At 50.3% G+C, this 20,796-nt stretch carries 18 protein-coding genes; 17 read left to right on the top strand and 1 reads right to left on the bottom strand.

Annotation, left to right across the window (positions count from 1 at the left end; all coding sequences use genetic code 11):
• Positions 1-12 precede the first annotated feature (12 nt).
• From CRN95_RS03005 to purT, 11 genes are all read left to right on the top strand, one after another.
• Complete coding sequence (locus CRN95_RS03005) at positions 13-1,416, top strand: UDP-N-acetylmuramoyl-L-alanyl-D-glutamate--2,6-diaminopimelate ligase (protein ID WP_235002838.1); 1,404 nt, start codon at positions 13-15, stop codon at positions 1,414-1,416.
• Positions 1,403-2,788 carry a UDP-N-acetylmuramoyl-tripeptide--D-alanyl-D-alanine ligase gene (gene murF / locus CRN95_RS03000; protein WP_097020054.1) on the top strand — a complete coding sequence of 462 codons (1,386 nt, stop codon included), beginning with the start codon at positions 1,403-1,405 and terminating at the stop codon, positions 2,786-2,788. The genes CRN95_RS03005 and murF overlap by 14 nt, the downstream gene beginning before the upstream one ends.
• 21 nt (positions 2,789-2,809) lie before the next feature.
• Complete coding sequence (locus CRN95_RS02995) at positions 2,810-3,982, top strand: putative peptidoglycan glycosyltransferase FtsW (RefSeq protein WP_097020053.1); 1,173 nt, start codon at positions 2,810-2,812, stop codon at positions 3,980-3,982.
• A complete protein-coding gene (murG, locus tag CRN95_RS02990; RefSeq protein ID WP_088629883.1) occupies positions 3,979-5,049 on the top strand; it encodes an undecaprenyldiphospho-muramoylpentapeptide beta-N-acetylglucosaminyltransferase in 1,071 nt (356 codons plus the stop codon). The genes CRN95_RS02995 and murG overlap by 4 nt, the downstream gene beginning before the upstream one ends.
• Positions 5,049-6,431 carry a UDP-N-acetylmuramate--L-alanine ligase gene (murC, locus tag CRN95_RS02985; RefSeq protein ID WP_088629884.1) on the top strand — a complete coding sequence of 461 codons (1,383 nt, stop codon included), beginning with the start codon at positions 5,049-5,051 and terminating at the stop codon, positions 6,429-6,431. The genes murG and murC overlap by 1 nt, the downstream gene beginning before the upstream one ends.
• 17 nt (positions 6,432-6,448) lie before the next feature.
• Entirely contained in the window at positions 6,449-7,270 is an 822-nt protein-coding gene (locus tag CRN95_RS02980; RefSeq protein WP_088629990.1) for a cell division protein FtsQ/DivIB, read from the top strand.
• Positions 7,263-8,504 (top strand): cell division protein FtsA, encoded by a 1,242-nt coding sequence (gene ftsA, locus CRN95_RS02975; RefSeq protein WP_088629885.1) that lies wholly within the window; start codon positions 7,263-7,265, stop codon positions 8,502-8,504. Before CRN95_RS02980 ends, ftsA begins: the two co-directional genes overlap by 8 nt.
• 32 nt (positions 8,505-8,536) lie before the next feature.
• Positions 8,537-10,192: a cell division protein FtsZ gene (gene ftsZ / locus CRN95_RS02970; RefSeq protein WP_088629886.1), complete on the top strand. Its 1,656-nt coding sequence runs from the start codon at positions 8,537-8,539 to the stop codon at positions 10,190-10,192.
• 539 nt (positions 10,193-10,731) lie between these two features.
• Positions 10,732-12,285 carry a hypothetical protein gene (locus CRN95_RS02965; RefSeq protein WP_235002837.1) on the top strand — a complete coding sequence of 518 codons (1,554 nt, stop codon included), beginning with the start codon at positions 10,732-10,734 and terminating at the stop codon, positions 12,283-12,285.
• Between the two features lie 20 nt (positions 12,286-12,305).
• Positions 12,306-13,910, top strand: a complete 1,605-nt coding sequence (locus tag CRN95_RS02960) for an FISUMP domain-containing protein (protein WP_097020052.1) — start codon at positions 12,306-12,308, stop codon at positions 13,908-13,910.
• Between the two features lie 139 nt (positions 13,911-14,049).
• The gene (gene purT / locus CRN95_RS02955; protein ID WP_088629888.1) at positions 14,050-15,234 is read left to right on the top strand and encodes a formate-dependent phosphoribosylglycinamide formyltransferase; all 1,185 of its coding nucleotides are present in this window, start codon (positions 14,050-14,052) and stop codon (positions 15,232-15,234) included.
• A 50-nt stretch (positions 15,235-15,284) separates the two neighbouring features.
• Here purT and CRN95_RS02950 read toward each other — a convergent pair whose 3' ends face one another.
• Positions 15,285-16,010: a 16S rRNA (uracil(1498)-N(3))-methyltransferase gene (locus CRN95_RS02950; protein ID WP_097020051.1), complete on the bottom strand. Its 726-nt coding sequence runs from the start codon at positions 16,008-16,010 to the stop codon at positions 15,285-15,287.
• Between the two features lie 35 nt (positions 16,011-16,045).
• Between CRN95_RS02950 and CRN95_RS02945 the strand changes: the two genes are divergently transcribed.
• Genes CRN95_RS02945 through CRN95_RS02920 form a run of 6 tightly spaced genes read left to right on the top strand, consistent with a single transcriptional unit; the run spans position 16,046 to position 20,638 of the window.
• Positions 16,046-16,837 (top strand): HAD-IIA family hydrolase, encoded by a 792-nt coding sequence (locus CRN95_RS02945; protein ID WP_097020050.1) that lies wholly within the window; start codon positions 16,046-16,048, stop codon positions 16,835-16,837.
• Positions 16,837-17,715: a metal ABC transporter solute-binding protein, Zn/Mn family gene (locus CRN95_RS02940; protein WP_097020049.1), complete on the top strand. Its 879-nt coding sequence runs from the start codon at positions 16,837-16,839 to the stop codon at positions 17,713-17,715. The genes CRN95_RS02945 and CRN95_RS02940 overlap by 1 nt, the downstream gene beginning before the upstream one ends.
• Positions 17,715-18,500, top strand: coding sequence for a metal ABC transporter ATP-binding protein (locus tag CRN95_RS02935; RefSeq protein ID WP_097020048.1), 786 nt, complete (start codon positions 17,715-17,717; stop codon positions 18,498-18,500). Before CRN95_RS02940 ends, CRN95_RS02935 begins: the two co-directional genes overlap by 1 nt.
• A 44-nt stretch (positions 18,501-18,544) precedes the next feature.
• A complete protein-coding gene (locus tag CRN95_RS02930; protein ID WP_012820392.1) occupies positions 18,545-18,835 on the top strand; it encodes a hypothetical protein in 291 nt (96 codons plus the stop codon).
• Positions 18,835-19,320: an rRNA maturation RNase YbeY gene (gene ybeY, locus CRN95_RS02925; RefSeq protein WP_012820391.1), complete on the top strand. Its 486-nt coding sequence runs from the start codon at positions 18,835-18,837 to the stop codon at positions 19,318-19,320. Before CRN95_RS02930 ends, ybeY begins: the two co-directional genes overlap by 1 nt.
• Complete coding sequence (locus tag CRN95_RS02920) at positions 19,313-20,638, top strand: hemolysin family protein (RefSeq protein ID WP_097020047.1); 1,326 nt, start codon at positions 19,313-19,315, stop codon at positions 20,636-20,638. Before ybeY ends, CRN95_RS02920 begins: the two co-directional genes overlap by 8 nt.
• The last annotated feature ends 158 nt before the right edge of the window (positions 20,639-20,796 follow it).

Raw genomic sequence — 20,796 nt, 5'->3', positions numbered from 1 at the left:
TCGGAAGGACTTATGGAAAAGTTGTCCGTGACGGGGCTTTGTGATGATTCCCGCCGTGTGAAACCGGGGAATTTGTTCTTCTCCATTCCGGCGGAAGGCTATGAAGCCTTTGCCCGTAGCGCTATCGCGGCTGGTGCCGTTGCTGTTGTCGGTGAGACTATGGCTCCCGAAGGACTGACGTCCAAGTGGATCCAGGTGCCCGATGTGAAGGCTGCCCGTCTCGAAGCGGCAAAAATTTTCTACAAGGATCCGTTCAGCAAACTCACTTGCCATGCCATTACAGGCACGAACGGCAAGACGACGAGTGCGTTCCTCATGAACGCCATGCTCGAAGCGGAAGGCCGCAAGACGGCTTTGCTTGGTACCATCAAGAATAAGATTGGCGACAAGTCCGTGCCGGCATCGCTTACGACTCCGGGTCTTTTGGACCTTTATGAATTTGCATCTCGCGCTGTTGAAGCGGGTTGCACGGACCTCGTGATGGAAGCTTCTTCTCATTCGCTCCATCAGGGCCGTGTGGCTGGCATCAAGTTCAGAAGTGGACTTTTCAGCAACTTGACGCAGGACCATCTCGATTACCACAAGACGATGGATGCCTACTTCGAGGCCAAGAAATTGCTCTTTACGAAGTACCTTGCAGATAATGGCGTGGCTGTCATCAACATCGACGATGCTCACGGCGAAAAGCTCTTTAACGCTCTCGATTGCCGCAAGGTGGCTGTTTCGAGACTTGGCAAGGCAAAGGCTGACGTGAAGCCGTTTGGCGAAATCAAGAGCACCGAAGACGGTCTCGAATTTTCGCTCCCGATGATTGCAACGGAAAAGTTTGAAACTCCGCTCTGTGGCGACTTTAACGTGGACAACTTGCTACTGGTGCTTGCATGGGCCCACGCTCTCTGCGTGCCTGAAAATGCCATGCGCAAGGCTATTGCGACCGTACGCGTTCCGGGTCGCTTTGAAAAAGTCTGGAGCAAGGACGGCAAGCATGTGATTGTGGACTACGCCCACACGCCGGATGCTCTTGAACGCGTGCTGAATGTGGCTCGTAGCCTCTGCCGCGGCAAGCTTTCGACCGTGTTTGGCTGCGGTGGTGACCGTGACAAGACGAAGCGCCCGATCATGGGTGGCATTGCCGAACGCATTGCGGACAAGGCTTGGCTTACGTCGGACAATCCGCGTACCGAAAAGCCTGCAGACATCATCGCTGACGTTCGCGCCGGCATGACGACGGACAAGTTTGAAGTGGTCGAAAACCGCGAAGAAGCCATTATTCGCGCTTGTGCAGAACTCAAGAGCGGCGACTGGCTTGTGATTGCGGGCAAGGGCCACGAAGATTACCAAATCATTGGTAAGACCAAACATCATTTTGACGATCGCGAAATCGCGGTGAAGGCGATGACTGATGCTGAAGCTTGATTTGACTATTGCAGAAATGCTCAAGATTCTGGAAACCGAAGCGGTCGGTGTCCCTGCTCGCACCTTGAAACGCAAGGTGAATCTCTGCATGGATTCTCGTGAAAGTGCCAAGGGCGTTGTCTTTTGGCCGATTAAGGGTGCTCGCTTTGACGCCCACCAGTTTGTATCTCAAATGGAAAAGGATGGAGCTCTGATGAGCGTTGTTAACCAAACTGCTATCGATCCGAATTTCAAGATGTACGCTCCGGTCGAAGATACGACGAAGGCTCTCTTGAAACTGGCCAAGGGCTATCAAAGACTTTTCAAGTTGAAGAAGGTCGCTATTACAGGTAGTAATGGCAAGACCACTACAAAGGAAATGACGAAGGCTGTGCTTTCGATGAAGTTCAATACCCATGCAACAAAGGGTAACTTCAACAACCATATCGGTGTCCCGATGACACTGTTCCAGTTGAAGCATAGCCACGAAGCTGCCGTTGTCGAAATGGGTACGAGTGGTCCGGACGAAATCCGCCCGCTTTCCTTGGCTACGGAACCGGATATTGCCGTGATTACGAACATTGGCGCAAGCCACCTCGAACGCCTTGGCGATTTGGACGGCGTGTTCAATGAAAAGATCAACATTGTAGCAGGCCTCAAGAAAGGTGGCACATTGATTGTGAATGCCGATGACGAACGCCTCTGCAAGGTGAAGGCGACCAAGAATTACAAGGTCGTGACGTTCGGTGTGCGCCGTGGTGTCGTGAAGCCCGAAAAGCTCAAGTGGACCGAAAACCTCTGCGCTGATTTCTACATCGGCCGTACGCACTTTGTGTTGAACGTTCCGGGTGACCATAACCTTTATGACGCTCTCGCCGCTATTGCCGTGGGCGAAGCTCTCCGCATCCCGAAGGGTGACATTGCAAAGGCTTTGGCTGGTTTTACCTCCACGAGCATGCGCATGGAAATTAAGGTTGCCAACGGCTTCAAGGTGATTTCGGACTGCTACAACGCCAACCCGTCTTCGACGAAGATGGCGCTCCAGACGCTTGGCAACATGAAAGTTGCAGGCTTACGTATTGCTGTGCTTGGCGACATGCTTGAACTTGGCAAGGAAAGTGGCAATTTGCACAAGCAGATTGGCGCTATGGTGCCCGAAATGAATTTTGATTTGCTCCTTGCTGTCGGTAAGGAAGCTAAGAAGTACGTGGAAGGCGCTAAGTCTCGCGGCATGAAGAATGTGTTCCATTTTGATTCCGTCGATGAAGCTGTGAATCACTTGAGTCAAACGGTTGCCGAAGGTGACGTGGTCTTGGTGAAGGGCAGCCGCGGAATGCACATGGAACAGGTGGTCGATGCACTCCTCAGCATGGTACCGGTAATCAGATTTTAAGGTAAGGTTTTACAAGTTAAGATGTCCAACTCTCAAGCCATAGGAATGAACAAGCTTTTGCTGATTGTCACATTAATATTAATGTGCTTTGGCATCGCTGTTATCTATTCTGCCTCGGCACCGGTGGCATCTTCTCGTAACTTGCCCGCAGAATACTACCTCAAGGCCCATCTCTTTAAGGTCTTGGGGGCGGTTGTGATTCTTGGCGTGTTCTACAAGATTGACTATGCGCTTTGGAAGGTGCTTGCCCGCGTTATCTTTGGCTTTGGCGCCATTCTCACTTTGGCCGCTATCGTTTCGGGTGGCGAGGTGAAGGGTGCTTCTCGCTGGATCTGGGGTATTCAGCCTTCTGAAATTATGAAGTTTGGCTTTATCACTTGGGTCTGCTCGAAGCTTTCGAACGCGGGTGACGAAATCAAGTCTATCAAGTGCACGATTGTCCAGCCGGCGGTTCCTTTGGCAATTTCTGCTATCTTGCTTGTTTGCCAGCCGAACTTCTCGATGCTCATCATGTTCTGCGTGCTTTTGCTCGTGATGCTCATGATTGCTGGTGCAAACTACAAGTATGTCGGTTTGAGTGTTCTCGTGAGTATGCCGCTGGGTCTTATTGCGCTTCTCTTGAAGCCGCATTCCCGTAGCCGTATTTTGGCGCACTTCTCTGCAGACGGTACGATGACGGCTTCTCAGTGGCAGGGACGCCACGCTCTTGAAGCGCTTGGCAATGGCGGGTTCTTTGGAACGGGTATCGGCATGGGCGAACAGAAACTCGGATACTTGCCCGAAGCCCATAAGGATGTGGTTTATTCTGTGATTGGCGAGGAATTTGGCTTTGTCGGTACATTTGCCGTGTTGCTCGCTTTTGCAATCCTTTTCTCGCAGGGCTACAACATTGCAAGGTCTTCGACGACTCGCTTTGGCAGGTACATGGCTGTGGCTCTTACGACTTCGCTTTTCTTGAATTTTGTCATTCACGTTTGCGTGTGTGTTGGTCTTATTCCGACGACGGGTCAGCCGCTTCCGTTCCTTAGCTTTGGCGGAACGAACCTGATGTTCTCGGCTGCATTTATTGGGATTTTGTTGAATATTTCCCGCTCGACAAGCGGTAAGAGCATTCGCGAACCCTATATGAGCAGCACGCTTTCGTTTGACACAAGTCGGTTTATGAATTTTAGGACAAGAAGGAGTTCTATATGAAAAAGTTCCTCTTTGTTTGCGGTGGCACGGGTGGCCACATTTTCCCGGCAGTGGCTATTGCCGAGAGTTTGAAGAAGATGGGTGTCACTCAGATTACTTTTGCGGGCCGTAAGGATTCTATGGAAGAACGCCTTGTGGCAAAGAACTGGCCGTACGAATATATTTCTGCGGTTCCGCTGCACCGTGGACCGTTCCTCAAGAATTTGGCTTTGCCGTTCAACTTGACGAAGTCCTTGATTCGCGCTAAGAGTGTTGTTAAAAAAGTGAATCCGGATGTGGTGATTGCAACGGGTGGCTATGTTTCGCTCCCGATCGTGCTTGCTGCAGGTTCCATGGGTATTCCGGTTTATTTGCAGGAACAGAATGCTGTTGCCGGTATCGCAAATAAGGTTGGTGCCCGTTATGCAAAGACTGTCTTTGTGACTTCCGAAGAGGCCATGAAGGGTTTCCCGATTGAAAAGACCCGCATTCTTGGCAACCCGATTCGTGATTTGCCTTCTGCTGATTCCTTGGCCCGTCCGGTGGAATTCCGCGAAGGCCGCAAGGCTGTGTTTATCGTTGGTGGTTCGCAGGGCGCTGCTGGCATCAACAACAAGATTGAAGAAAGCATTGGCCGCATTGCTGCCCACGAAGATATTAGCGTGGTTTGGCAGGTGGGCGCCAAAAATGTCGATAGCATTAACGAACGCCTTGGCATTTTGCCGAACGTCGCTGTCCGTGGATTCTTGGACAACATCTATGCTTACATGAAGCATGCCGATTTGATTATCAGCCGCGCTGGTGCATCGGGACTTGCAGAAATCCTTGCTTTTGGCAAGCCGTCTATTTTGCTCCCGTACCCACATGCGACTGCAAACCATCAGGAACACAATGCACGTGTGGTCGAAAAGGCTGGCGCTGCTCTTGTGGAACTTGATGATGAACCGAATGATCTTTGGAACAAGGTGGAAGCTCTCCTGTACGATTCTGAACGCCTGGAGAAGATGGGCGAAGCCGCTAAATCGCTTGGCATGCCCGATGCCGCTGACCAGATTGCAAAAATTATCCTGGATATGGAGAGAACGTAATGCAGATTAATGATTGTAAACGTGTTCGTCGCCTTCATTTTGTGGGCATCGGTGGCGCCGGTATGTCCGGTATTGCCGAAGTGCTCCATGAAAACGGCTTTGTGGTGACGGGTTCCGATATGGGCGAAGGTGCTGTCATTGATTACTTGAAAGGCCTTGGCATTCGCATTGACCCGAAGCACGAAGCAAAAAATGTCGTAGATGCGGACTTGGTCGTTTATTCCTCTGCCATTCCATTTGACAATCCGGAACTTGTCGAAGCTCGCAACCGCCGTATCCCGGTGATTCGCCGCGCCGAAATGCTCGGTGAACTGATGCGCCTCAAGTACACGCTCTCTATTGCCGGTACGCATGGCAAGACCACGACGACGTCTATCGTTGGCGCCATCTGGGAAGAAGCTGGCCTTGACCCGACGATTATCGTGGGCGGCATTGTGAAGGGCAAGTGCAGTGGCGCTAAGGTTGGCCACGGCGACTACCTCATTGCCGAAAGTGACGAATTTGACCGCAGCTTCCTTTCGATGATGCCGTCTTCGGCAATCATCACGAACATCGATGCCGACCATCTCGATACATACGAGAACATCGATGCCATCAAGGATGCGTTCACTCAGTTTGCAAACAAGATTCCGTTCTACGGTCAGGTGATTGTATGCCTCGACGATCCGAACGTGCAGCAGATTTTGTCGCACCTCAAGAAGCCGGTGATTACGTACGGCTTTACTCGCCAGGCAAAGTATCGCATTGAAAATCTCAAGTTCGTGAAGGGCTATCCGCAGTTTGAAATCCTCAACGATGGCCAAAGCCTCGGTGAGTTCAAACTCCAGATTCCGGGCCGCCACAACGTTTTGAACGCAACGGCTGCTGTTGCTCTTGCTGTCGAAGAAGGCATTTCGATTGAAGTTGCCCGCAAGGCCGTGGCTGCATTCGAAGGTGTGAAGCGCCGCTTTGAATTCATCGGCGAAAAGAACGGAGTCATGGTCTTTGATGACTATGCTCACCACCCGACTGAAGCCACTGCAACTTTGCTCGGTTTCCGCGAAGCATTCCCGGACAAGCGCATCATTGTCGCTTTCCAGCCGCACTTGTTTACGCGTACCCGCGATCAGCACGAAGCTTTTGGTAGCGCATTCTCGAACTGCGATGTGCTTTTGGTGACCGATATCTATCCGTCCCGCGAAAAGCCGATTGAAGGCGTGACCGGTGCAATGGTAGCGAACAGCGCTGCTGACCGTGGTCACCGCGATGCCCGCTTTATCGGTGATGTGAACAACCTGATCCCGGTCTGCAAGGATTTGCTTAAGCCGAACGATGTGATTGTTCTGATGGGTGCCGGTAACATTTGGAAACTTGGCCAGACGATTTTGGAGAAGAGCGTTTGACTTTAGATGATACGAACATGTTCGGTCGACGGATCGGATACAACGAACGCAAGCGCAAGCGTAAGCGTGCCCGTATGAGACGGATGCGCATTGCTAACGCTGTCCGTTGGTTCAAGCGCAAGGGCTGGGTTTTGACTTTGCTCCTTGTCTTGGCTACCGTCGCACTGTGGCAGAGTCGTTTCTATCTACACCAGATCAACCCGCTTGAACTCAGGCATCTGCAGTACATCGAAATCGAAGGCAATCGCATGCTTTCGTGGGAAGACGTGGTGCAGGGCGCTCAGGTGGAAACTGGAATGCTCATGTCGGAACTGGATGCAGACTCTGTCAAGAAGTCTCTCTTGCAGATCCCGCTCATCCATTCTGCAGAAGTCGAAAGTAAGTTCCCTTCGTCGCTTTACATCAAGCTTCAGGAAGCATCGCCTATCTTGTCTGTTCTTGAAAATGGCAAGGGTACGGTTTATTCCGAAAGAGGCCTTTCGCTCCCGATGTCGATGATGACTGCTTTGCACCTGCCGATTCTTGAAAATGAATCCGTAGGGAAGGTGAAACAGGTGGCCCAGTTCTTGTTCGCCATGCGTAAGGAAGATAAGCCGCTTTACGATCGCGTATCGCAAGTGGGCTGGTCCGAAGAAGATTCTGGGTTTGAAGTTTTTTTCAAGGATGCCGGATTCCGCGTGATGTTTCCGGAATCGAACTGGAATAAGGAATTGTTTACTTTGTACGATGCTATCGGAAAGGGCTTTAGAAAAGATCTTCTTTGCGCTAGCGAGGTAGATATGAGATTTCATGGATTTGCGTATATAAAAAACATTGATAAGAGGTGTACCAATGGATGACAATAAGCAATCGGTCAAGAAAGAAGACTACATTTTCGGGCTTGATATTGGCGCTTCGAAAGTGAATTTATTCGTCGGCATCTCGGAAGGCGAATCTGTCCGAGTTGTGGAATGTGGCGATTTCCCGTTGGAATCTTCCGATGAATACGATTCCGTCGTGGAAACGTTGCAGAAGGCCGTCCATATGCTGGAATCGTCGGCAGGTGTCGATGTGCGCGATGTCTACGTAGGCATTGCGGGTAAGCATGTGTCGTCTTACAGCTATAAGGGACTTGTATCGCTCCCGACAAACGAAGTCCGTGATGAAGATATTATCAACGTCCAGAGACTGGCAAGCACGCTTCCGGATAAGGCTGGCGAAATTATCCATATTTTCCCGGGTGAATATACGCTGGACGATAGAACGGGCATCCGCAATCCGAAAGGCTATTCTGGCCGTCGCTTGGGAGTTGAAGTTCAGGTGGTTACCTCACGCCCGAACGCTCTCCAGGATATCGCAAAATGTGTGAACCGCGCAGGCCTCAATGTGGCAGGCTTTGTGCTTGAACCGCTTGCCGCCGCCTCTGCCGTCTTGTCCGAAGACGAACGCGAACTCGGTGTGGCTCTGATCGATATTGGCGCCGGTTCTGCTGACGTGGCCGTTTTTGTCAAGGATTCCGTACGTTACACGGCTTCGCTCGACATTGCAGGCAATATTATTACTAGTGACATTAGCAAGTGCCTCAAGGTTCCGGTCTCTCTCACGAAGGCCGAAGAACTCAAGAAAAAGTATGGCACCTGCTCGCTCAACAATTTGATTGAAGATGAAACCTTCCCGGTCCCTGGTGTGGGAGACCGCGGAGAAGTTCTTTGTTCTCGTAAGCTTTTAGCGCAGATTATTACAGCTCGTGTTGCGGAAATCTTCAAGCTCTTGGCAAAGGATTTGGAAAAGCACCACCTTGATACGGTCATTGATGGCGGTATCGTTCTTACGGGTGGCTGCTGCAATCTTGCCGGCATTGAAGAAATTGCAGCTAAAGTATTCAAGAAGCCTGTCCATATCGGCAAGCCGAGGGGCATGAGTGGCATCCAGGAAGCTTTCCAGAATCCGTCTTATGCAACGGGCATTGGCCTCTTGTACTACGCGAACAAGAAACATCGCGAAAGAAAACAGCGTGACACAGATACCCAATTGCTCGTTACCGTCAAGAAGGGTATGCAGCGCATTCGCGACATCTTTAGAACTTACTTTTAATCGTTAAACCACTCAAATCAGGGAGATAAACTATGAGTGACTTTGAAAACATCAACTTCGAGGCAATGTCTCGTATCACGGGTGATGACACCCCTTCCAGAAACGCTAAGGTCAAGGTGTTTGGCGTCGGCGGTGCTGGCGGTAACACTGTGAACCGCATGAAGCAGATGAATATTGAAGGTGTAGAATACTACGCCATCAATACTGATGCTATGGCACTTGACCAGAGCCTTGCCGATCACAAGATTCTTATCGGTGAAAAGAGCACGAGAAATCTCGGCGCTGGCATGGATCCGGAAATGGGTCGTAAGGCTGTCGAAGAAAATATCGATGACTTGAAGAAGGCTATGATGGGTGCGGACCTCGTGTTCGTTACCGCTGGTATGGGCGGTGGTACCGGTACGGGTGCTGCTCCGATCGTTGCTACTGTTGCACGTGAACTCGGAATCCTTACGGTTGCCGTTGTCACAAAGCCGTTCCGCTTTGAAGGTAACGTCCGTAATTCCTTGGCTCAGAATGGTGTTCGCGCTCTCCGCGAAGCCGCTGATACGATCATCGTTATCGAAAACAAGAAGCTCTTGAACCTCATCCAGAATACGAACAAGAACGCAACTGTCGATGAAGCCTTCAAGATGGCTGACGAAATCCTCGGTAATGCAGTGCAGAGCATCTGCAGCATCATGTTCCGTCATGGTCTCGTACACGTTGACTTTGCTGATATCCGCAAGGTTATGCTCAAGGGTGGTTCTGCTCTTATGGGTACGGGTACTGCAGAAGGCGAAGGCCGCGGTGTTGCCGCTGCCGATGCAGCTCTCTCTTCTCCGCTTCTCGAAGATATCGACATCCAGGGTGCTTCTGGCGTGCTCATCAACGTTTCTCATGGCGAAAATTACTCTTTGCTCGAACACAACGAAGCTATGGAACACATTTACGACGCTGTGGGCGAAGAAGGCAACCCGAACATCATCGTCGGTGATATCACTCTTCCGGAACTTGGCGACAAGGTTTGCATCACCATCATTGCAACGGGTTGCGGTGGCACGAACAATGCTGCTGCAGTGAACTATGCTGGTATCGGTACCGCTGCTTATCAGATGAATCCGGCTCAGGCTCAGTATCAGGCCTCTGCTGCTCCGGTGCAGGCTGCTACTCCGCGTCCGACCACGAACTTCCTTGCCCTTGCTGGCCGTAACACTGCCGCCATGCCGACCGCTTCTATGAGCGCCGCTCCGACGGTTGCAACTCCGGCTGTCACGCAGCGCGTTGTCCCGGCTACGGCTCCGGCAACTCCGTCTTACACGGCTCCGCAGAGCACTTACGCAAGCGCAACCGCTCGCCAGGCTGCCCCGGTGAATACCGCTGCCGCTATGTTTGCTCCGGCTTCTTCTTTCGCTTCTCCGAGCTTTGACGCTAAGGCTGGCTATGCTGAAGAGGCTGTTGCTGCTGTTAAGACTGCTCGTGAAACCGAAGAAATGCCGGGTGCTGCCGATGCAGATCCGCTTTCTAACGGCAACTACGCAAATACCATCAAGCAGGAATCCCGCCCGGCTCAGACCGAACAGGTCAGCGCTGTGGACTATGGCACTCCGGCTTTCATGCGTAACCAGAAGGGTTCTGAAGACGCACTCAAGGAAAGCAATGTCGATTATGACTTGCCGGCCTTCATGCGTATGAATGACTTGTTCTAATCGTGAATAACGATTAGCCCTACATTGCAATAACGAAATTCGACCAGGTATGTTCGAGGTTTTCGAACACGCCCTCGAGAAAGAACACACACACACGGGTGCGTGAGTGCGCACCCACCACAACACAAGGGATCACCCGGGTCTCCCTGCCTGGGTGGTCCTTCTGATGTCCGCTCGACTCTTGTGTAATATGGAACATCCATCGTCGTCTCGCTCTCGCCACCATGCCTCGTTGATACGAGGCACTTGTGGCTCACTAATGCGCACCGTTCGGCTCTTGTGCAAAGGACAAGTTCCTTCTTCGCCTAGCTCTCGCCTTCGATGACTCGTCAATACGAGTCACCTCCGGCTCACAGAGTACCCGCTTCGCTTTGATTTAATAGAAAAGCTCCGTCGGCGCTCCGCTCTCGCCAACACGGCACGCTTACGCCGTGCCGCTTATGGCTCACGGTGTGTCCGCTCCGCTTCATGCCTGATTTGTCATGCCCGCCTTGAGCGGGCATCTCCATGTTTAAAAGACTTTTTAATACATTTATGTTATGTTATCTCGTACTTTATTGTTTGTTTGTTTGATGGCAGTGGTGGCGTTTGCCTCGGCTGAAAACGTTTCGGAAAAGCCTGCGAAAAAGGTTGGCTATTTTCAAATCGGGACCGATTTCAATTTTGGCTTTAATGGTGGCCCGACGGATCCCGTTTTTGCTGTGGATACTGCCGAATATTATGGGAAAAATTGGCGCGGACTCCGCATTCCTCTTGAAACGGCTCGCAATTACGAGGAACGCATCAATCCTTTCTTTACTCTCAGTTTCCGTGCTGGATACAAGGACTTCCATTTTTTGCTGGAGGCTCCGCTTCGCAAGGATCTGGAAGCTTGGTACAATAGCGAACTGAAGACGAACTTTACTTACAAGCCTAGCGAGCTTGATATCAATGTGCCGATAAATGCTTATGCCAAGTGGTATAATCCTATTGGCTTTGTGCAGTTTGGCCGTTTTAATCCCGAAGACTTGAAGGTTTCCAAGAACGATATTTTCCTTGGTGGATTGCCTTATCACGATGGAATCCACTGGAATTTGAGTATCGGCATTTTCCGTTACGATTTTATGTTGAGCTCGTTGAATGCTTGGCTATTTGGCGATGTGATGAATCACGAGACGGGGTGCCCGGAAAGTAAGGATAGCGAAGCGTACGCTCAAAAGTGTACGGAGCGCCAAGTGAGCAACCAGCGCAATCGCACTTATACCGAGAACGTGAAAAATATGGTGTTCCACAGGTTTGGTGTCGAGACGAAAAAGTTCTGGATTTATTTGGTCGAACAAAGTGTGATTGGCGGCAAGTCTTTGGAATTCCGCTCTTTCAATCCATTCATGTACTGGCATGATAATTATGCAACGGGATACACTTCGGCGGCGACTTCTGTTGAATTTGGTTACAAGACTTCCAATGGTGCCAAGTTCTACAGCCAAATTAATATGGAAGATATTGCAAGCCCTGTCGGCGAAGATAAAAAGATGGGGACGAACCGCTCCATTATCAATTACATGGTCGGCTACTATCATGAACTTGAAACTCGCAACTACGGCAAATTCTCTTGGCGTTTGGATGTCGTGAAAACGGACCCGGCATCAAACAATAGTAGACTCCCGCTGTTAAAATACACGGGTCGCCGTAATTACCGCAGCAATTATCGCGAACAGGGCGACCGCGATTATGCCGATGCCTACTTTGTCGATTACCCTATTGGATACCGCAGGGGTGGCGATGCTCTGGATCTCTGGTTTGACATGAATTGGAACGGTGGCGTTCATTCGGCAACGCTTACGCTTGCATGGCTTCGTCAGGGCGATAAGGAACTTTATACGGACTATGATGTTGCTTTGAAATCTGAAGATGCTCTTTCTGGTGTTGTGGAAAAACAGTTTGTCGTAGATGCTTTGTACGAAAGGAAAGTGCAAGATTGGTTCAGATTTTACTTTGGCGGGGGCTTCCGCGTCTATCGCAATCTCTCGCATGACAAAAAAGAAGATGGCTCGGATGCTTGGATACGTTCGGGCGTGAAGTTTAACTTCAATCCTGTTGATATGAAATTTTAAATATTTTTAGGAGAAAATAAATGAAAAATTGTCTTATTCCGTTTTTTGGAACGGCATTGCTTTTGATGGCGTGCGGTGATGAAGTGACCAATATCTCTGAATATGGCGGCGCTGACACCGTTAAGGCGTTTAAAGATTTGGGCAAATGTGATAAGTCTGCTATAGGTAAGTTTGTCTATGTGTCTGACTCTGTGAAGGTCTATGCTTGCACAGACGATGGATGGACTGCTGTTACTGGCACTGATGGCTCCAATGGTAAAAATGGTACAAATGGCAAGAACGGAAAAGATGGCGCTGATGGTAAAGACGGTACCGACGGAAAGTCTTGCACCATGACTGCTTTTAAGGATGGTACAGGATTTGATGTTGTTTGTGATGGCAAGTCTATTGGAAGTGTGAAGAACGGTGCTGATGGTGCTGACGGTAAAGATGGTTCTAATGGTAAGGATGGAACTTCTTGTTCTGTTGCTAAAGCCGAAGATAGCGATGATGCTGTTGTGACCTGCGGTAAAACATCCGTAACGATTCACAATGGCGTTGATGGTAAACCGGGTGCTCCTGGTACAAAAGGCACAGACGGTACGAACGGCACTAACGGCACAAATGGTAGTGACGGCGCCAGCTGCAAGATCGTGAGCGACATGGATGGTGTTGTTCAAATCCAGTGCGGCGAAGGCAAAGATGCGACAACGACAAAGCTTTACAAGGCCATATGCGGAACAAAGCCTTATGACCCTGAAAAAAGTTTCTGCACGGCAGAGGGGGAAGCGTATCCACTTTGCAATGGCAAAAAATATGACCCAGCGACGTATGAATGCGTTAATGGCGAACCTGTAAAAGTTTTGAAATCTTGTGGTGACGAATTATATAACGTACATGCAAAATTCTGTTTTAACAATAAAACGTATCCTCTGTGTAATGGGGAAGAATATGATGTGGAATTAGAGACTTGCGAAAATGGCAAAAAAGTTGTGGTTTATGAAAAATGCGGTGATGAAAAATACAAAGCAGAGGATGCGGATCATTTGTTCTGTGCCGAATTTGAAAATAAAGACACTGAAGAAAAAACTTATCAAATTTACAAGTACACGACAATTGAAGTTAAGAGTAAAGATTATTCCGAAACATGGATGGCCGAAAACTTGAATTATGAAACAGAAAATAGTCGTTGCTATGAAAATAAAGAATCGAATTGTGAAATATATGGGAGACTCTATTCATTGGCGGCCGCTAAAAATGCTTGCCCTAATGGTTGGCGTTTGCCTAGCTTAGCGGATTGGGATGGACTTATTTACGCTGTTAATGAATTAGATCAAAATCCAGACGCAAAAAATAATGCTGGTGAAGTTCTCAAGTCTTCAAAGATATGGAATATAGGGGAAGGTTCTGATTTGTATGGCTTTACGGCGCTTCCTGGGGGAGCGAGAGCTTTTATTGAAGGTGTGTACCATGAAGGTGGTTTAGGAACGGATGCGTATTTTTGGAGTTCTCGTAATTCTGGAATGTGCGTGCATTTAATAAATCAAACAACTCACCAAAATAATGTCAACGAAGCTTCGATAGAGGATTTTTCTCCGAATTCTCAGTTTTCAGTCCGTTGCATAAAAAACGCCGAAAGTAATTAACTGCGAAATTTCATTGTCATGCCCGCCACTTGTCATCCCGGACTGAGCTTGCCCCGGACAAGTTCCGGGGTTCCGGGAGGGCATCTCCGTTAATGGAAGCCTAATAATTTTATATTTGTAGTCACAACAAGGAGTTTTTATGGCAGAAATCGGTACACCTCTTAGTTCTACCGCAACAAAGGTTCTTTTTTGCGGTTCTGGTGAATTGGGCAAGGAAGTCATCATCGAAATGATGCGTCTTGGCGTCGAAGTGATTGCTGTGGATCGTTACGCCAACGCTCCGGGCATGCAGGTGGCTCATCGTAGCTACGTGATTAACATGCTCGATGGTAAGGAACTCCGTGCTGTCATTGAAAAAGAAAAGCCGGACTACATCGTGCCGGAAGTCGAAGCGATTGCAACGGACACTCTCGTGGAACTTGAAAAGGAAGGCTACAACGTCATCCCGACCGCCAAGGCCACGAAGCTCACGATGAACCGCGAAGGTATCCGCCGCCTGGCTGCCGAAGAGCTCGGACTCAAGACGAGCCCGTACCGCTTTGCGGATAACTACGAAGATTTCAAGGCTGCGGTCAAGGAAATCGGCATCCCGTGCGTGGTGAAGCCGGTGATGAGTTCTTCCGGTCACGGTCAGAGCGTCATCAAGACCGAAGCCGACATTGAAAATTCCTGGAACATTTCCCAGACGGGTGGTCGCACTGGTGCTGCCAGCCGCGTGATTGTTGAAGGCTTTGTGCCGTTCGATTACGAAATTACTTTGCTTACGGTGCGCCATGTGGGCGGCACCAGCTTCTTGGAACCGATTGGTCACCATCAAGTGGGCGGTGACTATCAGGAATCTTGGCAGCCGCAGCCGATGAAGCCGGAACTCTTGGAACAGGCAAAGGTGATTGCAAAGAAAGTCACGGACGCTCTTGGCGGTCGCGGCATCTTTGGTGTGGAACTTTTTGTTTGCAAGGACGAGGTCTTGTTCAGCGAAGTCTCTCCGCGTCCGCACGATACGGGCATGGTGACGCTCATTTCTCAGGACCTCTCCGAATTTGCTTTGCACGCACGCGCTATTCTCGGTCTCCCGATCCCGAACATCGCTTTCCACGGCCCGAGCGCATCAAAGGCAATCGTCGTCGATGGCAATTCTGACCACGTGAAGTTCAGCGGCCTCGAAGAAGTTCTTGCAGAACCGGATACGGGCCTTCGCTTGTTCGGAAAGCCGGAACTCAAGGGCCACCGCCGTATGGGCGTTCTCCTTGCTCGTCGCGACACCGTTGAAGAAGCCAAGGCAACCGTCATGGCTATGCGCGAAAAAGTGAAGGTGACTCTGTAGTTTCTTTCGCTAATACGTCATCGCGAGGGGCGAAGCCCCGTGGCGATCCATTATAACACTTTTCCTAATGCAATAACCGCGGCAGTGCGTGCTCGCAAGCGTGTATTGCCCAAGTTCAGCAAGTAGACCTTCCCGTTCTGGAAGGTCTTTATTGCTTCGACCTCTCGTGGCGAAAATCCACCTTCCGGGCCTACAAGTAAAGTAATCGGCTTGGCGGGCGTTCCATCTGCGGAACCTTCACTCAAATCCAACTTGCGTTCTCCATCGATATCGCAGAGAATCAAGTCTCCCTGATAATCCTTGAGCCACTTGTCGAATTCAATCGGCCCTTCGATGCGCGTCATCCAGGGCTTCTTGGATTGCTTGAGGCTCACGAGCGATTTGAGCTCAGCGCGTCGAACTGTCTTTTTCAGGTCGGAGTTCTTGGGCTCTTGCGAGTAGTCCGTACGCAAAAAGATGATGCTGTCCGTTTCGGTCTGTGCCGCATGGAAAACGACCTCTTCGAGGGCGTCATCCTTGAGGCAGGAGATGCCAAGATTTAGGCGCGGACGCTTGAACGGGGCGTCTTCGACTGTATCTACGCGGACTTCGCAGGCTTTGGAATCGGCCTTGGTGATTGTTGCATCGGCATAATGCCCGAGGCCGTCGCAGAGCTGTAGCGTATCGCCATTTGCTGCACGGCAAACGCGTACGGCATGGCTGCTTTCATTTTCATCCAAGATAATGGTGCCAACGCTAATGAGCGGGCAATAGAAACGACTGTCGGGAGTTTTCATGTACGCTAAAATAGAAAATTTCTATATTACATCCCGTGAAAAAAGTAAAAGCTGTTGTCTTCGATTTAGACGGAACTCTCTATTTGAGTGGCCGCCCATACCCTGGTGCGGTCGAAACGGTCAATCGCGTCTCTAAGCGCGTGCCGGTCTATTACTTGAGCAACAACACGAGCAAGTCTCCGGTCTTTTACGAAAACCGCCTCAAGGTCATGGGGCTTCCGCTGGCTGATGATTCTATCATCTCGGCGCTGTACCTCTCGCTCGATGCGATTCACGAACGCAAGATCAAGAACGTCTTTTTCTTTGCAAACCCGGAAGTGTACGAATGGTTTGCAGCACAGGATCCGAGTCTCAATTTGCGCCCTTCGGTCGAAGAAACCGAACTCGTACTTGTTGCTTACCACAATAGCTTTGACTACCGTGAACTTTGCGAGCTCTCTTTCCGCGTGCAGCGCGGTATCCCGTTCTGGGTCACGCATACGGATTTTGTCTGCCCCGACGAACGCGGCCCGGTGCCCGATATCGGTAGCTTCATGGCTCTCCTCAAGACGGCTTACGGCGTCGAACCCGAGATGAGCTTTGGCAAGCCGAATCCGGCAATGCTTTCGGGACTTTTGAAACTTTACCGCCCCGAAGAAATCTTGTTTGTGGGTGACCGACTTTATACGGACTTTGAACTTGCAAAACGTTCCGGCTGTCGATTTGTGCTGCCCTTGTGCGGCGAATCGAAAATGGCGGATGTCGAGCTTCTCGACGTGAAGCCCGAATTTATTGTCAATAATGTTAGTGAAATTGATTTCAACGCCTTTTTAGAAGGAAAAAAATAATGCGTCGTATAGCACGTCTTTTGCTGCTGCTTGTTGTTCTCCCGGCTGCGGTTCTGTTTGCCAGCGAAAAAGAAATTACAGTTGCAGTTTCTTTGCAGCCTTATGCGACTCTGTTAAAGATGCTTGGCGGTGCCCGCGTGAACGTGGTGACGCTTTTGCCGCCGGGGGCAGACCCGCACAATTACGAACCGAAGCCTGCCGTGATCAAGGCTTTTTCGTTGGCTGAGGCTTACTTTACGGATGGCTCTGGCTTGGACAAGGCCTGGTTGCCTCGCTTCTTGGGTGCGAACAAGAATGTCAAGGTTATTGATATTTCCAGAAATATTAAATGGATGAAGGCGGAGCATGATGATGATCATCACCACCATCATGATGATGAAAATGAACTTGATCCGCATATTTGGACTTCTCCGATGCGTTTGCAACTTTTGGCCTTGAATATCTACGAATCCTTTAAGGCTCTGGATCCGGATCATATCGCGTACTATACGAATCGATTTATGAGTACGCAGGAAATTTTGCGCAGGGCGGATCGTAAGATTGTGGGGGCCGTTGTGGGCCTGCCCTTGAACCGTCGCTCGTTTATTGTGTTCCACCCGTCGTATGGGTATCTGGCAAACGATTATAATCTTACGCAGTATTCGATTGAGGTGAATGGCAAGGAGCCAAAGCCGAAGGACTTGGCTAAGCTTATTCAGGTTGGTCGCAAGAACGATGTAAAGACTGTTTTTGTGCAGCCCCAGTTTAGCAAGCGCGCTGCAGAAACGATTGCAAAGGAACTTGGTGCCGTTGTGGTCGAAACAGACCCGCTTGCGGCTGATTTCCTCGCTAATATACAGACGTTTGTCGATGCTCTTAAAGCAGCTGGTGAAAAGTAATGTCTGCCATTGACATCAAAAATCTTTCGTTTGGCTATGGTAAGTCGCCCGTGCTTACGGACGTGAACTTGTCCATTGACGAAAATGACTTTGTTGCTATTATCGGGCCGAATGGCGGTGGCAAGTCTACACTGATGAGACTGATGGTCGGGCTCTTGAAGCCTACGTCTGGAACAGTGCGCGTTTTTGGTGAAAAGGTTCCGACAAAGAAAGTGGCTATTGGCTATGTGCCGCAGAACACGAACAAGAATATCGATTTCCCGATTACGGTGGGCGAGTGCGTTGCCACAGGCAAGGCGGGGCTTTCTCCCAAGTCGGATGAAGTGAAGGCGGCGCTTGAACGCGTGCATATTGGCACCTTTTTGGACCGTCGTCTGGGTGAACTGAGTGGCGGTGAACGCCAACGCGTGCTGATTGCCCGTTCTCTTGTCTGCAATCCGAAGATTCTCTTTTTGGATGAACCGTCCAATAACATTGACGTCGCGGGGATTGAGGCGCTTTATAGCATGCTTGCAGAATTTAGCGAAACGATGACGATTGTGATCGTGACGCACGACCTGATGGCTCTTTCGCACAAGGTGAAAAGCGTCGTTTGCGTGAACCATTCTGTGCATTACCACGAAGGGGCGAACCTGACCGAAGAAATGCTCCATAGCACTTACGGTTGTGAAGTCGATTTGATTGCCCACGGAGTGCCGCATCGCGTTCTCGGGAGCCATGACCATACCCATGGTGGCTGCTGCGAGCATCATCACCACGATGTGGTGCACCCACACTCTCCATAATAATGTTATAATTGTATCGTACTTGTGTTTCATTGGAGGTAAAAATGAGTGCAGAAGTCGAAGATTTGACCGTCGAATACACTGACGAAGAAACCGGCGAAGTCGTCATCAAGGAATTGAGCAAGGAAGTCCTTTCGAAGGGCGCCTGGCCGACCGTGATGTTCTTCTACCAGGACCGTGACCCGAAAACGGGCGAGTTCAGCGAACCGAAGGTCTCTCTGCGCCGTTACCGCAAGATGCAAGGCACTTTCAAGCCCCAAGGCAAGTTCAAGATTACAGGCAAGGCGCAAGCCGAAGCCATTATCAACGTCTTAAAAAAGTGGTATAACATTTAATGCCAGACCCTGCTAGTAAAAAGAAAGACTACACTATCGATTTCCTGTGCGAGGGGAATATCGAGTCCTTCCCGTGGAAGGATAAGTTCGAAGCTATGGCCCGCAAGCTCCTTGCCGAAGAAGGCACGGAGAACAACGTCAACATCGTGCTCTGCACCGACGAGTTCGTTCGCGAGATGAACAAGAACTACCGCGGGCTCGACAAGGTGACGGACGTGCTTTCGTTCGAATGGCACGAAGAAATCCCGGGCGAAGAAGAGATGCTCGGCGAAATCTACATCGCCAGGGACCAGGTCAAGCGCCAGGCCCCGCAGTACGGCAATAGCTTTTTTGCCGAGATGAAGCGTGTGATTGTTCACGGACTACTCCACCTGTCGGGGTACGACCATATCAAGGCTGCCGACCGCAAGGTGATGCGCGCCCGCGAATGCGAGTTCTTGGGACTGGATCCGTACAAGGACAAGGAGAGCATGGAAAATGGGTGATACGAACACCATTGCGATTGTTCTTCTCGTTTTCTTTCTTTTAGTTTCGGCATCGTTTACTTTAATCAAGGCAGTCTTTGCCGCCATCTATGCCAAGCGAGAAGACCACGACCGCACGGACCGCGAAGCGAAGATTGCAAAGATTGTCGAAAACCGAGGCTACAACGAAACCGTCTCCATCGGCCGAATCTTTTCGGACGTGGGCATTGGCGTGTTCGGATTTTATCTGTTCTCGAATGCTCCGTGGCAGTGGACGCACGACTTCTGGCTGCTCGGGATCATGGCGTACATGCTTTGCGCCTGTGCCGTGATTTATATAGTGACCATCTTCTGCCCGAACCTGATTGGCAACTTGAAGCCGGATACTTTGTCTGTGGTGCTTGTGCCGCTGTACAGGCTTATCCGCATGCCGTTCGTGCCGGTGGGACGCGTTTGCCATACCATTTACCTCAAGTTGCTGAACGCCTTGGGTTACGACGCTAAGCTCAGCTTCTTGCCCGAAGAACGCCGTGACGCTGTGCAGGCGGACCTTTCGGATTCTTCGCTCTCTGAAGGCGAGGGCCTCGAAAAAGAAGAACGCCAGATGATTCTCAATATCTTCGACTTCGTGGAAACGCCGGTGCGCGAAATCATGACGCCACGTGTGGACATGTGCGCCATCGATGTGGACACGTCGCTTGAGGACTTGGTGAAGGTCTTGAACAACGAACGCCATTCTCGATTGCCGGTGTACAAGGAAACGGTCGACAACATTGTCGGTATCCTTTCGAACCGCGACTTCTTGGAATGGTACACGGAACATCGTGACGAACCGTTTGACTTGATGAAGCTCGTGATGCCGCCGGTCTACGTGCCGTACCACAAGAAGATTGATGATCTTTTGACGGAACTCCGCAAGACGGGTAACCAGCTCGCGATTGTCGTGGACGAATACGGCGGCACGGCTGGCCTTGTGACGCTCGAAGATATTCTCGAAGAAATCGTTGGTGAAATCCGCGACGAAGACGACATGGACGAAGATGAGGACGTGCAGAAGTTGAAGGACGGACGCTACATTCTCGACCCGCTGATGACGCTCTCGGATTTGGAATACGAACTCGATGTGGAACTCAAGCCGCCTGAGAATTCCCATGTGGAAACGCTCTCTGGTTTGATTCAGGCAACGCTTGGTATCATCCCGTCGCCAGGCGCCGAAGTCAAGATTCAGGGTTACACGTTCCGCGTTCTGCGCATGGACGGCACCCGCATGGAAAAGGTCATGATGATCCTCCCTGCCGGCGTGAAAGGCCCCAAAACGCAGACACTCCATAAGGTGTAAGTCTCGCGATTCCCGCGACAATGACAATGCAAAAAATCCCGCTTCAAGCGGGATTTTTTCGTTTCTAGTCATTTTGACCTGCGTCTCGTCATCCTGAGGCGAAGCCGAAGGATCCAGTTATTTCTTGCCTATTCAGTATAAAATTTGACTGGATTCTG

Origin of the sequence: Fibrobacter sp. UWB16 (assembly GCF_900215325.1) — a bacterium.
In the GTDB taxonomy this organism is placed as follows: Bacteria; Fibrobacterota; Fibrobacteria; order Fibrobacterales; family Fibrobacteraceae; genus Fibrobacter.
The sequence above is the reverse complement of the archived record's forward strand: the minus strand, read 5'-3'. Positions and strand labels throughout refer to the sequence as shown.